Here is a 13089-nt window from a genome sequence, read left to right as displayed (position 1 = left end):
CACGCCCCGGCTTCACGCAACGGCGCGCACCGCCGCCGCGCGCGGCGAAGCCGCCGCCCCGGGACAAGCGTCACAATTAATGGGAAGCGCGCGGCGTCAGGCCGCGCGGCGCAGCCAATCGCGCACGCGTTCGATCAGGTTCTTGCGCGGGATCGGCTGGACTGTGGTGGCAACTCGCTCGGTCTCGCGCGCAGGTGACGGCAGCTGATCGGATGCAGTTGCTTCCACGACATGCGCGGTCTCGACCGCTTCGCCGTAATCCGCAGCGCTATGCTCCGGCACCGTCGCCGGCCGATCCGGTTCGGTATCCGCCGCCGGCGCCGCCGCATTATCGAATGCATCATTCGCGACCGGCACCTCAACGGGCGTTGGCGTGTCGACGACGATCGGCGTCTCGGCGACAACGGGCGCATTCGCGACCACGGGGACGTCAGCGGCAACAGGCTCTTCAGCGATCAAAGATGTATCAACGCCCGATTCATCAGCAGCAAGCCGCGAACGTCGCCGCTCCGCGGCCGCAACCCGCAAACGCGCGCGCCGCTCGCGCTCGGCGTTCGCAGCGGCCTGCAATGCGATCGGGCCGACATTCTCCAGGAACGTGCGCTCATAGCTGCGCGACAGCCGTTCGAGCGCCGCATCGAGCGGCAGCCAGTCGACTTCCCTGATGTCGCTCATCAACGCGCGCACCGGCTTGCCGCCGGCATCCATGCGCCAGTAATGCACCACCTTCGATCGGCCGCCTGAATCATAGACCAGCGTGCCGAGGAATTCGTGCACCTCGACGTCGTGGCCGGTCTCCTCCAGCACCTCGCGCTCGGCGGCATCGCGCGCGGTCTCGCCGTCGTCGAGCTTGCCCTTCGGCAGCACCCACTCATTGCGCTTGCGCAGGCGCACGACGGCAAAGCGCGGCGGTGTCTCCCGCCGCAGCACAATGCCTCCCGCCGCCAGAACAGGCGTCCGCGCCATCACGTGTCCATCAGGTTTGCGATTTAGGACCGTCGCACGACGATCGCGGACATTCTAAAGCATGATCGGGGGAAGTGGAAACCGGTTTTCATGCTCAAACAATGAGCCGATGGACACGCGAGATCAGATTGAGGGCTTGCGCAGCAACGGTTCGCCGCATTTGATCCGCGTTCCCTCCGCGACATTGTCACAGAATTCGAAATTGTCGGGCGCAAGCACGATGATGGTCGAGCCGTGCTCGAACCAGCCGAGTTCGTCGCCCTTCTTCACATGTACGTCACAGGAGAAATCCACCGGGCCGCGCGACTGCGCGTTCAGCGTGATGTCGAGGAAATGCAGGCGGAGGCTGGCGACCAGGATCGCCGCCACCGGCACCAGCGTCAGCGCCTCGCCGGTCGGCAGTTTGGCGCGCAGCACCGCGCGCTCGTTCTTGCAGAACAGCCGCTCGATCCGCTTCAGCGCGATCGGATTGACGTTCCAGACGTCGCCATGAATGAACGTCACCTTGTCGATCGCGAGGTCATAGGGCGCGTGGAAGCGGTGATACATGCTCGAGGTCAGCCGCAGCGTGACGAAGCGGCCGTTCCGGTGCTGCTCGACCAGCGCGGGATCGCCGACCAGGTCGAGCAGCGAATACGGCGCGCCCTTGACCTGGAACAATTGCCCGTCCTCGATCCGCCCATGCGCGCCGATGATCGCATCCGACGGGCTCGCGATGATGGCGGGATCGGCTGCGGCCGGACGCAGCCCGGGCTTCAGCTCGCGGGTAAAGCAATCGTGCAAACTCTTGAACTCGGTCTTCCTCGCCTCCGACAGATCGAGGTCGGAGAACAGCTTCCAGCAGGCGATCGAGGCGTCGCGCACCAGGGGGTTCTCGACCTTGGAGAACCAGCCCATGAAACGGGTCAACGCCGCCCGCGGAATCCGGTTGGTGAGCAGGAAATTGAGGTCTTCCTGCTGGGTGAATGCCGAGATCAGGCCCTTGACTGTCATGAATCTGTTAGGTGCCGAGGCTAGCGCTTCTGTCATGGAAACATCCCTTCCGATTCTCTCGCTGTCCGCCGCCGCGCTTGCCGGCGCCGCCGCAGCGTTCCCCAGAATTCAGGCCCGCCTCGCGCTGTCGCGGGCCAAGCACCGCTCGCTGACCGGACATTCCAAGATGTCCAAGATGGTCGCGCGCATGGTGCCGCATTACGAATTCGACATCGACGCGTTCTTCTGCTCCGACGGAGCGCCGAAGGAGATCGCGATGCAGCGGCAGGACGGCTTCTTCCGCCTCGCCGGGCTCTACGGGGATCGCTACCCCAAGGGCCGCGCGCTCACCGCCGAGGTGACGGAGCGCATCTCCGACCTGCAATTCACCGAAACCTACCGCGTGCCGTTCCAATACAGCCGCTTGGTGCGCGAGCATCTCAGCACCTCGGCCTTCGTTCAGGCCTCGAGCGGCGTCACCGTCACCGATGTCGACGGCAATGTGTCTTACGACCTGACCGGCTCCTACGGCGTCAACATATTCGGCAACGACTTCTACAAGGAGTGCATCGCCGAGGGTGAAAAGCGCGCGCAGGCGCTCGGTCCCGTGCTCGGCCCCTACCATCCGATCATCGCCGACAATGTGAAGCGGCTGTGCGAGCTCTCCGGCCTCGACGAGGTCTCGTTCCACATGTCCGGCACCGAAGCGGTGATGCAGGCGGTGCGGCTCGCGCGCTACCACACCAAGCGGACCCATCTGGTTCGCTTCGCCGGCAGCTATCACGGCTGGTGGGGCGAGGTGCAGCCCGGCGTCGGCAACCCGGTGTCGCCGCACGAGACCTACACCCTCGCCGACATGTCGGAGAAGACGCTGCACGTGCTGCGCACCCGCAAGGACATCGCCTGCGTGCTGGTCAATCCGTTGCAGGCGCTGCATCCGAATTCCAACGCGCCCGGCGATTCCGCGCTGGTCGATTCGTCGCGCTCCTCCAAATACGACCGCGCCGCCTATACCGAATGGCTGAAGAAGCTGCGCGAGGTCTGCACCGAGCGCGGTATCGTCCTGATCTTCGACGAGGTGTTCGTCGGCTTCCGTCTCGCCGCCGGTGGCGCCCAGGAATATTTCGGCGTCAAGGCCGACATGGCGACCTACGGCAAGAGCCTCGCCGGCGGGCTTCCGATCGGCGTGGTGTGCGGCCGCAAGGATCTGATGCGCCGTTTCCGTGACGACCGCCCGGCCGACATCTGCTTTGCCCGCGGCACCTTCAACTCGCATCCCTATGTGATGACGGCGATGGACGAGTTCCTGAGCCGGCTCGCCAGCCCGAACTTCCGCTCGATCTACAACGGGCTGGACGAGACCTGGAACGGCCGCGCCAAGGCGCTCAACGACCGCCTCGCCGAGCAGGACCTTCCCGTCCGCGTCGGCAACATCTCGTCGATCTGGACCGTCTATTACACCGAGCCGTCCCGCTACAACTGGATGCTGCAATACTACCTGCGCGCCGAGGGGTTGGCGCTGAGCTGGGTCGGCACCGGCCGCCTGATCTTCACCCTGAACTACACCGACGCCGACTTCGCCGAGGTCAGTGATCGTTTCGTCGCCGCAGCCGAGAAGATGAAGCGCGACGGCTGGTGGTGGCACAAGGAAGGCCTCACCAACAAGAACATCAAGCGGCAGATCCTGAAGGAGATGGTCGCTGTGAGGCTTTGGCGCTGACATAGCGCACGGTCCCTTCGCCCCCTCGCCCCGCTTGCGGGGAGAGGGTTGGGGTGAGGTGGACTCTCCACAATCACACTGATGGATGGACTCGCGGAGGGTCCCCCTCACCCGGATTGCATCTGCGATGCAACTTAGCCGAAGCTTCGCTTCGGCGTTCCTTCGCACGGCCGCCAAAGGCGGCCTATGCCTCTCCCCGCAGGCGGGGCGAGGTGAAGTCGGCATGCGGTCGAGGTGGCTCAACGAAAGTGTATCCGCTGTGGTCCTAAGACGGTGATGCCCGGGACAAGCCCGGGCATGACAAAAGTTTGCAGACGCTGGGAGCAACGATCAGGCGTGCTTGACGTGCTTCTCGAGACCCGGATCGATCAGCTCGCCCTTCATCAGGAACAGCGGCGCCTTGTGATAGAGCTTCAGGTCATGGAAGGGGTCGGTGACGATCTTGGTCATCCAGACGAGGCCGGTCTCGATGTCGCGGATGAAGAACAAGTGGATGGTGCGGAACAGCAGGCCGCCGATGCCGACCGCGAGCCAGACCTTGGCGACCTGACGGGCGAAGTCGACCATCGTGACCCAGGGCTTGAACAGGCCGAACAGGGTCGGATCGAAGTACAGCACCATCGGCGAGAGCGCCCAGATCGCCATCAGCACGACCTTGCGCTGCAGGTTGTAGCCGACCTTGATGTCTTCCTTGTGCTCGTGGGTCGCCTGGTTGACGTGGTCATATCCCTTCGGCTCGAAGAAGAAGTGACCGGCCTGGCGCGAGGTCATCGAGACCAGCCAGCCGACCAGCGCCGACACGACCGGATCGAAGAACAGCATCACATAGGCGAACAGGAAGCTCAGCGCGCTGACGAAGTGCAGGCTCTGGTTGATCCGGCTGTGGTGGTAGAAGCGATGGTCATCCCAACGCTGGGTACGCAGCTCTTGCAGGAAGTTCTTGATCATTGGTTCCCCCAACATCTTTCGGGACAGGATTTACAGGGATTCGATGTATCGCGTGTGACATCATCATAATGACATATGACAATGCGGAGCGACGCCTTGACGCAACCGGAGCAGGGTCTCGCCTCATCCCGGAAAGGTTCATGGGGATGAGGCGGAGGAGATCGTAGCCTCCCGGTTCGGGCGCGCTGTGGCGAGCTCACCCGGGAGGACCGGCGGGCTGAGCCGCCTGGCTTGGCCGACTCAGGCAGCCTCCTTAGGCGGCCTTGGCCACATCCGCCTTGCGGAAACGGACCAGCGAGAAATGGCCGAGCGGCGGGATCAGGCGGCGTTCCGCGAGCTCCATGCCGCCCGCGCCGGCCAGCCATTTGGTGTAGCGCGACCAGGCGAATTCGGCGGTCCGGAACCCGAGCGGGCGCACCACCGGCTGCAGCGTCTGCTCGATGAAGCGGCGCACGCCGGCATCGGCGCTGACGCGGGTCAGGATGATCAATTCGCCGCCGGGCTTCACCACGCGCGCGAACTCGTCCATCGCGGCTTCCGGGTTCGGCACCGCCGACAGCACGTACTGCGCCATCACGACGTCGAACGAATTGTCGGGGAATTCGAGCTTCTCGGCATCCATCACCGCGAGACCCTCGACATTCTTCAGGCCCTGCTCGGCGACGCGCTTCTTGGCCTTCTCCAGCATCGCCTCGGAGATATCGGTACCGAAGATGCGGACATTTTGGCCGTAGAGGGGCAGCGAGATGCCGGTGCCGACGCCGACCTCGAGCACACGGCCGCCGATCTTGTTGGTGGCCTGGATCGCAGCCTGCCGGCCCTTGCTGAAAACGCCGCCGAACACGAGGTCGTAGATCGGCGCCCAGCGGTCATAGGCCTGCTCGACCGTTTCGCGGTCGAAGTCCATGGAACGGTCAGCGCCCAGCTTGATGATTTCAGCCATTGATAGTCTCTCGTCTTTCGTTCGATTGAGCTGTTAATTCGGAACCGCACTGCGGCCGGCGACGCGGCGCGCGGGCCGCGGTGCGCGGCTCGGCTGCAACGTGGCCAGATTGCCGATGAACTGACGCGCACTGTTTTCCCAGGAACGCTCCAACGCAAAATTGCGGCAGTCCGCGCGCGACATGTTCAGCGCGCGCAGGCAGGCGCTGCGCAGGTCGTTGTCGATCGCGCCGATCGGATGATCCGCGATCACGTCCTTCGGGCCGGTCACCGGGAATGCGGCGACCGGCGTGCCGCAGGCCAGCGCCTCGAGCTGCACGACGCCGAACGTGTCGGTCAGGCTCGGGAACACGAAGACGTCGGCGGCGGCGAGGTGCGAGGTCAGGTCCTGGCCCTTCTTCTCGCCGAGGAAAATCGCGTCGGGATATTTCTGCTCCAATGCCGCCCTTTGCGGGCCGTCGCCGACCACGACCTTGGAGCCCGGCAGATCCAGCGACAGGAAGGCGTCGAGATTCTTCTCCACTGCGACGCGGCCCATGGTCATGAAGATCGGCCGCGGCAGGTCGAGCAGCGCCGGCTGGTCGGGATTGAAGATTTTGGTGTCGACGCCGCGGGTCCAGAAGCCGAGCTTGCGGAAGCCGCGCTCGGCAAGCTCTGTGCGCAGCGAGTCGGTCGCGACCATCGTCATCGACCCGGCGGCGTGGAAGTGGCGCAGCACGGCATAGCCGACGCTGTCGGGAATTCCGGTGCGCACCGAAACATATTCCGGGAAGCGTGTCGTATAGGATGTGGTGAAAGCGAGCTTGTTGCGCCGGCAATAGCCGCGCACCGCCCAGCCGATCGGTCCTTCGGTCGCGATGTGGATCGCCTCGGGCGCGGCCTCCTCGATCCGGCGCGCGATCTCGCGGCGGTTCGGCAGCGCCATCCGCAGGCCCGGATAGGTCGGCACGCCGACCGAACGGAAACCGTCGGGGGTGAGGAATTCGATCTCGGCGCCAAGCGTCTCGGCGCTGCGCGCGAGCGACGTCAGCGTCCGAACCACGCCGTTGACTTGCGGATGCCAGGCATCGGTCGCAACGAGTATGCGCATCGCAGGAGACCCAAATCGTTAATCTTGATTCTGCTCGCACGACGTTCTGACATGGATGTTTCAAACGTATGACGTCATCGAAATGTTAGGTTGTTTTTCACGGCGAACTGCCGGTTTTTCGTGTAACATGACAGCCAGATGTCAGAGCAGCAGAGTGAACATCCCGGCACCACGCGCCGCAGGCTCAAACGGCGAAACTCGTCGCTCCTGATCCTGGCGGCCGGCATCTTCGTGTTTGCCGTCGCCGCAGGTCTGCTGTTCTACGGGCTGCGTCCGGTGACGCTGAAGATCGCGGTCGGCCCGACCGGCAGTGACGACGTCAAGCTCGTCCAGGCGTTCGCGCAGGCCTTTGCGCGTGACGGCAATTCGGTGCGGCTGAAGCCGGTCACGACACAGGGAGCCGCCGAAAGCATCGCGCTGTTCACCGCGAACAAGGTCGACCTCGCGGTCGTGCGCGGCGATCTCAGCCTGCCGGCGAGCGCCGAGGCGGTTGCGGTCCTGCGCAAGAACGTCGTTGTGCTGTGGGCGCCGTCGGGCGGGAAAGGCAAGCCGCGGTCTGCGAAGATCAAGAGCATCGACGATCTCCCCGGCCACAAGGTCGGTGTCGTCGGCAGCACCCCGGCCAACGTCACGCTGCTGCGCGTGATCCTGACCGAGTCCGGCATCAACCCCGACAAGGTTGCGATCAGCCAGTTCGCCGTCAACAAGGTCGCCGATCTCGCGCGCGATCCCTCGCTCGACGCCTACATGACCGTCGGGCCGCTCGACAGCAAGATCACGGCGGAAGCTATTGCGGCAACAGCGGCGGCGCGCGGCGAACCGAAATTCCTCCCCGTCGATGTCTCGGAAGCGATCGCGCAGAAGCATCCGCTCTATGAGTCCGAGGAAATCGCCGGCAGCATCTTCTCCTCTTCGCCGGCCCGGCCCGAGGACAAGATCGAGACCGTCGGCGTCAATCACCTCATCATCGCGCAACATGCGCTGCACGAGGCAACCGTCGGCGCACTCGATCGGCAGTTGTTCACGCAGCGGCTTCAGGTCGCGCGCGACGTGCCGGCGGCGGCCAAGATCGAGAAGCCGGACACCGACAAGGATGCCGCGCTGCCGGCGCATCAGGGCGCGGCGGCCTACATCGACGGCACGGAGCGCACCTTCCTCGAAAAATACTCCGACTACATCTGGGGCGGCATCCTGCTGGTCTCCGGCCTCGGCACGGCGGGCGCCTGGCTGCGCCATTACGTGAAACGCGACGAGCGCGAGCGCTACATCACCCATCGCGACGGTCTGCTGACGCTGATCTCGCGGGTGCGCGGCGCCGAGACGCCGGAGGAGCTCGCGGCAATGCAGAGCGACGCGGACGCGCTGCTGCGCGAGGCGCTCGATTGCTACGACGACGGCGCGATTGAGGACGGCGATCTCTCGGCGATCGGGCTGACGCTCGAGCAATTCCATCACGCCGTCTCCGACCGCCGCGCGGTGATCAACGGCGACAGGTCGGGCGTGCCGAGGATGCGCGCAAGCTAGCCCGCTCGGGCACACCAATTGCACCGAGAGCAATGTTTGGATTGCGCCTGCATGCGTACGCCCCCATGCTGCGCCACACTATGATCACGTCCATCATCGCCGACCTGCCCGCATCGTACGTGCTCGCGGTCGCATTGGCCGGCGTCTTCCTGATCGCCTTCATGAAGGGCGCGTTCGGCGGCGGCTTCGCCATCGTCGGCATTCCGCTGCTCTCGCTGGCGATGGACCCGATTGCGGCCGGCGCGCTGCTGGCGCCGCTGTTCGTCGTCATGGACATCACGGCGCTACGGTTCTGGAAGCCCAACACCTGGTCGCGCACCGACCTCGCGATGCTGCTGCCCGCGCTCGTCGTCGGCATCGGCCTCGGCTATTTCGTGCTGCGCGATCTCGACCGGCATGCGGTCGAAATCGTGATGGGCGTGGTGACGCTGGTGTTCGCCGCGCTGTGGTTCATCGGCGGCGGCGAGATCAAGCCGCAACCGCGCTCGACGATCAAGGCGACGTTCGCCGGCCTCTCCTCCGGCGTCACCACGATGGTGGCGCATTCGGGCGGGCCGCCGCTTGCGATCTACCTGTTGCCGCTCGGCATGTCGAAGGCGCTCTACGCCGGCACCACCAGCCTGTTCTTCACGGTCGGCAATCTCCTGAAGGCCGGTCCGTGGCTCGTGCTCGCCACGCCGTCGCGAAGCCTTTGGATATTGATGGCGCTTTGCGTGCCGGCCGTGCCGGTCGGCGTCTGGGCCGGATGGCGGCTGCACGAACGCCTCGACCAGCGCGCGCTGTACCGCACCTGCTACGCCATTCTCGTCGTCACCGCGGCGAAGCTGCTGTGGGACGGACTGGCCGGATATGTCCGGCTTTGAGCGCCGCCGGCGTAGTTGCTTCTCGTCAGGAAGATCGCGCGCTCCGGCTGCCGCTCACGGTGACGGCTAGCGGCCCGATCCCCTCGAGCGGTTTGACCATCTCGTCCGGCTCGAGCCGCTTGCGCGCCACGAAGGAGAAATGGCGGCGCAGCTTCAGGACAGGCTTCTCGATCCAGTGCCAGGAGAAAGCCGCGAACGTCGTGATCAGCACCAGCGCGATGGCGAACTGCACGATCATCGAGGCGTTCGGCAGCCACACTTTCACCACCTGCTGCATCGGAAAGCCGTACAGGTAGATGCCGTAGGAATAGTCGCCCTTCGAAAACAGCGGCAGCTTCGGCAGCTTGGAGACGCCGAGGAATACGGTGATATAGACCAGCGCCGGCGCGACGACGGCATTGAGGACGGGCTGGGTGATCCAGGCCGCCGGCCCAAGCAGTGCGGCGCCGAGGCAGAACGCACAGCAGGCGGCGAGAATGCGCCCGTCATAGGGAATACGGTCGCGGTAGAGGTAGACTGCGATTGCGAGCAGACAGGCGACCGGCAATTTCGCGCCACGACCGAGAAACAGCGCCGTGCTGAAGATCTTGTCGTACATCGTGCCCGCAACGCCGGGCGGGAGTTGCGACGGACTGGCGGCATGCCCGGTGATCTGCACGGCAAAGCCAATGCCGACCAGAATGACAACGCCGAGCACGATCAGCGCCGGTCTGCGCAGCAGCCCGAACGCCATGATGAGCGCCATCACAGCGTAGCAGCCATATTCGAACGGCACGGTCCAGAGCGAACTGTTGACCTCCGGCGCGGGATTTCCGGTGAACACGCCCGGCAGGGTGTAGTTCACCAGGCCGACGACGTTCGTAAAGTATTTCCAGGTGCCGACGCTGGTGAAATAGTCGGCGAGCGGCAGCGTCGTGAAGATCGGCCCGAGGATCAACGCCGACAGCACGATCTCGACCGCGAGTGCCGGAATGATCCGCAAGCCGCGATTGATCAGAAATTCCCTAACGCTGAGCCGCAGCCCGCTCGCGGCGATCAGAAATCCGCTCAGTGCGAAGAACATCACCAGGATCGCAAATTGCGGAAACCAGATGATCCACGCCTGATCGGAGGTGCCGCTACCAGTCGCAACATAGGGCGTATGTCCCGCGACCACGGCGATCGCGAGCGCAACACGGATAAAATCGAACCCGGGACCGAAGCCTTTCTGCCGATCCAGCATGCTCCCGATCGAAGGCGCTGGCATGATTTCCGCTCCATTCCGAACCACGCCTTCGGACAGCAAGCGCCGTGCCAGGATAATTGTCCTGATGCGGGACATCCCCGGCAAGGCGCCCTTAACCGTTCGACGAAACACCGACGAAACAAATCCCTAACGGCACGAAACCATTTTGGCGATTTCGTGCAAACGTCCTGAAACGCCTCACCTGTACTGGTTTGACCCAACGACGCGCCGGGACTGGCGCGCAGGGCGCAAATAACAGGGGTCGACAATGTTCAATTCCATCAAGCTGAACTCGCGTCTCGCTGCCGCCGCCTTCGGTGCGCTGGCGATTGGATCAGTTGCTTTCGCGAACTCCGCCGCGGCCGCTCCGCTGCCGATGTTCCCCTTCATCCTGACGCCGCCGACCGAGGCGGTGCAGCCGCCGGTGCAGTCGATGCCGCAGGCGCAGGAGGAAGACCGTTCCGTTGAATTGCCTGCCCGCCTGCGCCGCCAGGTCGTCGCCTATCCGACGCGCGAGGCGCCCGGCACCATCATCATCGATACGCCGCACACCTATCTCTATCTCGTGCTCGGCAATGGCCAGGCGATGCGCTACGGCATCGGCGTCGGCCGCGACGGCTTCACCTGGTCGGGCACCCAGACCATCACCAAGAAGGCGGAGTGGCCGGATTGGACCCCGCCGCCGGAAATGATCGCCCGCCAGCCCTATCTGCCGCGCCATATGGCCGGCGGCCCCGGCAACCCGCTCGGCGCCCGCGCCATGTATCTCGGCGGCACGGTGTACCGTATCCACGGCACCAACGCGCCGGAGACGATCGGCACCCACGTGTCCTCGGGCTGCCTGCGCCTCACCAATGAGGACGTCAGCGACCTCTATTCACGGGTCAACGTCGGCACCAAGGTGATCGTGCTGCCGATGACCGACCGCCGCGCCGACCTCGGCTCCGCCGTCCGCTAAGGCCCGACATATCCAGACATCGACAACGGCTCCGGCATCATGCCGGGGCCGTTGCCGCGTTCACAATCGTTAACGTCCAGATCGTTGACGTCTAAGTGATCTCAGGCCAGCCGCCCGCCTCCGCCCCTGAAGCAGCTTGATCCCGCCACACTGGCGCCCTCGTCGGGAGGCCTGTACAACCCGTCAAAGTTGATTTTCATCCGGGGGAATGATGCGTCTACCGATGCATCCAAGGACAATCGCGCTCGGCATCACCGTGGTCCTGGTCTCGTTCGCGATCAGCCTCAAGGCCATGGACTGGCTTGCGCCGAGCGCCACCGTGCAGAAGCCGCAGCTCGCACAGCTGCCGCCGCTGCCGCAGGCGCCGCGTTCCTCGACGGTCGTGGCGCAGGTCTCGGTCGCCCTCTCGGCGATCCGCGACGCCGCCGAACGCGGTGCGCCGAAGACCTTCGGCGGCAAGGCCGACAACCCGGTCCAGCAGATCCTGCAAAATGCCGACATCGGCTGGACCGCATCGCGCGGGCCGATCGCGGCCACCGGCGCGCAGGATGTGCTGACGCTGACGACCCCGATCAACGGAACGCTCAAGGTCACGGGCTCGCTGTCGGCGAAGGCGACCGGTGCGGTCAACGACGCGCTCGGCAGCCTGCTCGGCGGCAATGTCGCCAAGCAGATCGGCGCGGTGAACATCAAGAACGTCAACGCCAATGCCGACATCAAGGGCAACGTCACCCTGACCGCCCGGCCGAAGCTTGGCGCGTCCTGGCGGATCGAGCCGAACCTGCAGGCGCAGGTCAATCTCGGCGACACCAGCCTGTCGGCCGCCGGCGTCCGCATCAGCGTGCCGGCCCAGGTCAAGCCGGTCATCGACAAGGCGGTCGCCGACCAGATCTCCGCGGTCGAGGCGCGATTGCGCAACGATCCGGTGTTCCAGAACAACGCCCGCGCGCAATGGACCAAGGCCTGCCGCTCGATCCCGCTGCAGGGCACCGGCGGCACCTCGTCGATGCCGCCGATGTGGCTCGAGCTGCGACCGACCCGCGCGATCGCCGCGCAGCCGAAGGTCGATGCGTCCTCGATGATGCTGACGATGGGGATCGAGGCCGAGACGCGGATCACCGAGACGCAGACCACCCCGAACTGCCCGTTCCCCGACAAGCTCTCGATCGTGCCGCCGATGCCGAGCCAGGTCGCGATCGGCCTGCCGGTCGACCTGTCCTTCACCACGCTGACGCAGCTCGTCGAGGCGCAGCTGAAGGGCAAGACCTTCCCCGAGGACGGCTCCGGCCCGGTCGACGTCACCGTCAAGAGTGCGAGCATCGCCGCCTCCGGCGACCGGCTTCTGATCTCGCTGTTGGTGCACGCCAAGGAGAAGAAGAGCTTCTTCGGCTTCGGCGCCGAGGCGACCGTGCACATCTGGGGCCGGCCGCGGCTCGACCAGGCGGCGCAGACGCTGCGGCTCGCCGACGTCGAGCTGGCGGTCGAGTCCGAGGCGGCGTTCGGCCTGCTCGGCGCCGCCGCGCGGGCGGCGATCCCGCACATGCAGCAGGCGCTCGCAGACCGGATGGTCGTCGACCTGAAGCCATTCGCGACCAACGCGCAGCGCAAGATCGCCACGGCGATCGCCGACCTGCAGAAGAACGAGGAAGGCATCCGTGTCGACGCCGAGGTCAACAGCATCCGCCTTGCCGGCATCGCGTTCGATTCGAAGACGCTCCGGGTGATCGTGGAAACCGACGGCACCATCAAGGCCGCCGTCACCGCGCTACCGGCGCTGTAGGAACGCTGCTCGATCAGCGGAGTGCTCCTTTACCTCGCCCCGCTTGCGGGGAGAGGTCGGATTGCGCTCGGCGATGCGAAGCATCGTCCGGTGCAATCCGG

The 13089-nt window shown here is 65.2% G+C and carries 11 protein-coding genes; 5 read left to right on the top strand and 6 right to left on the bottom strand.

The features are described 5' to 3' along the window. Positions 1 to 96 precede the first annotated feature (96 nt). Both H8A95_RS36910 and asd read right to left on the bottom strand, forming a co-directional pair. Positions 97 to 966, bottom strand: coding sequence for an NUDIX hydrolase (locus tag H8A95_RS36910; protein WP_229187546.1), 870 nt, complete (start codon positions 964 to 966; stop codon positions 97 to 99). A 123-nt stretch (positions 967 to 1089) separates the two neighbouring features. Further along, entirely contained in the window at positions 1090 to 1959 is an 870-nt protein-coding gene (gene asd / locus H8A95_RS36905) for an archaetidylserine decarboxylase (protein ID WP_229187547.1), read from the bottom strand. 34 nt (positions 1960 to 1993) lie between these two features. Between asd and H8A95_RS36900 the strand changes: the two genes are divergently transcribed. Next, on the top strand, positions 1994 to 3658 hold the full coding sequence (locus tag H8A95_RS36900) for an aminotransferase class III-fold pyridoxal phosphate-dependent enzyme (RefSeq protein ID WP_229187545.1): 1665 nt from the start codon (positions 1994 to 1996) through the stop codon (positions 3656 to 3658). Between the two features lie 330 nt (positions 3659 to 3988). Here the strand turns inward: H8A95_RS36900 and H8A95_RS36895 are convergent, their stop codons facing one another. The 3 genes from H8A95_RS36895 to H8A95_RS36885 form a co-directional block, all read right to left on the bottom strand. Further along, positions 3989 to 4606 carry a hypothetical protein gene (locus tag H8A95_RS36895; RefSeq protein WP_229187544.1) on the bottom strand — a complete coding sequence of 206 codons (618 nt, stop codon included), beginning with the start codon at positions 4604 to 4606 and terminating at the stop codon, positions 3989 to 3991. 253 nt (positions 4607 to 4859) lie between these two features. Next, on the bottom strand, positions 4860 to 5549 hold the full coding sequence (locus H8A95_RS36890) for a class I SAM-dependent methyltransferase (RefSeq protein WP_163160825.1): 690 nt from the start codon (positions 5547 to 5549) through the stop codon (positions 4860 to 4862). Positions 5550 to 5582: 33 nt separating this feature from the next. After that, complete coding sequence (locus tag H8A95_RS36885) at positions 5583 to 6638, bottom strand: glycosyltransferase family 4 protein (protein WP_229187543.1); 1056 nt, start codon at positions 6636 to 6638, stop codon at positions 5583 to 5585. Between the two features lie 138 nt (positions 6639 to 6776). Here H8A95_RS36885 and H8A95_RS36880 point away from each other — a divergent pair, with 138 nt between their 5' ends. Beyond that, on the top strand, positions 6777 to 8162 hold the full coding sequence (locus tag H8A95_RS36880) for a TAXI family TRAP transporter solute-binding subunit (protein WP_229187542.1): 1386 nt from the start codon (positions 6777 to 6779) through the stop codon (positions 8160 to 8162). 65 nt (positions 8163 to 8227) lie between these two features. Then, the gene (locus H8A95_RS36875) at positions 8228 to 9025 is read left to right on the top strand and encodes a sulfite exporter TauE/SafE family protein (RefSeq protein WP_229187541.1); all 798 of its coding nucleotides are present in this window, start codon (positions 8228 to 8230) and stop codon (positions 9023 to 9025) included. A gap of 25 nt (positions 9026 to 9050) precedes the next feature. Here the strand turns inward: H8A95_RS36875 and H8A95_RS36870 are convergent, their stop codons facing one another. Next, on the bottom strand, positions 9051 to 10271 hold the full coding sequence (locus H8A95_RS36870; RefSeq protein ID WP_229187540.1) for an acyltransferase family protein: 1221 nt from the start codon (positions 10269 to 10271) through the stop codon (positions 9051 to 9053). 247 nt (positions 10272 to 10518) lie between these two features. On the opposite strand from H8A95_RS36870, the gene H8A95_RS36865 reads away from it, so the two are divergent. Both H8A95_RS36865 and H8A95_RS36860 read left to right on the top strand, forming a co-directional pair. Continuing rightward, positions 10519 to 11208 (top strand): L,D-transpeptidase, encoded by a 690-nt coding sequence (locus H8A95_RS36865; RefSeq protein WP_229187539.1) that lies wholly within the window; start codon positions 10519 to 10521, stop codon positions 11206 to 11208. Between the two features lie 211 nt (positions 11209 to 11419). After that, on the top strand, positions 11420 to 12988 hold the full coding sequence (locus H8A95_RS36860) for a DUF4403 family protein (RefSeq protein ID WP_229187538.1): 1569 nt from the start codon (positions 11420 to 11422) through the stop codon (positions 12986 to 12988). Positions 12989 to 13089 lie beyond the last annotated feature (101 nt).

The sequence above is a fragment of the Bradyrhizobium oropedii genome (genome assembly GCF_020889685.1).
Taxonomy (GTDB): Bacteria; Pseudomonadota; Alphaproteobacteria; order Rhizobiales; family Xanthobacteraceae; genus Bradyrhizobium; species Bradyrhizobium oropedii.
The sequence above is the reverse complement of the archived record's forward strand: the minus strand, read 5'-3'. Positions and strand labels throughout refer to the sequence as shown.

Bases quoted from the DNA above. Each gene is read 5' to 3' on its own strand.
- H8A95_RS36910 (WP_229187546.1), bottom strand. From the start codon at position 966: ATGGCGCGGACGCCTGTTCTGGCGGCGGGAGGCATTGTGCTGCGGCGG.
- asd (WP_229187547.1), bottom strand. From the start codon at position 1,959: ATGACAGTCAAGGGCCTGATCTCGGCATTCACCCAGCAGGAAGACCTC.
- H8A95_RS36900 (WP_229187545.1), top strand. From the start codon at position 1,994: ATGGAAACATCCCTTCCGATTCTCTCGCTGTCCGCCGCCGCGCTTGCC.
- H8A95_RS36895 (WP_229187544.1), bottom strand. From the start codon at position 4,606: ATGATCAAGAACTTCCTGCAAGAGCTGCGTACCCAGCGTTGGGATGAC.
- H8A95_RS36890 (WP_163160825.1), bottom strand. From the start codon at position 5,549: ATGGCTGAAATCATCAAGCTGGGCGCTGACCGTTCCATGGACTTCGAC.
- H8A95_RS36885 (WP_229187543.1), bottom strand. From the start codon at position 6,638: ATGCGCATACTCGTTGCGACCGATGCCTGGCATCCGCAAGTCAACGGC.
- H8A95_RS36880 (WP_229187542.1), top strand. From the start codon at position 6,777: ATGTCAGAGCAGCAGAGTGAACATCCCGGCACCACGCGCCGCAGGCTC.
- H8A95_RS36875 (WP_229187541.1), top strand. From the start codon at position 8,228: ATGCTGCGCCACACTATGATCACGTCCATCATCGCCGACCTGCCCGCA.
- H8A95_RS36870 (WP_229187540.1), bottom strand. From the start codon at position 10,271: ATGCCAGCGCCTTCGATCGGGAGCATGCTGGATCGGCAGAAAGGCTTC.
- H8A95_RS36865 (WP_229187539.1), top strand. From the start codon at position 10,519: ATGTTCAATTCCATCAAGCTGAACTCGCGTCTCGCTGCCGCCGCCTTC.
- H8A95_RS36860 (WP_229187538.1), top strand. From the start codon at position 11,420: ATGCGTCTACCGATGCATCCAAGGACAATCGCGCTCGGCATCACCGTG.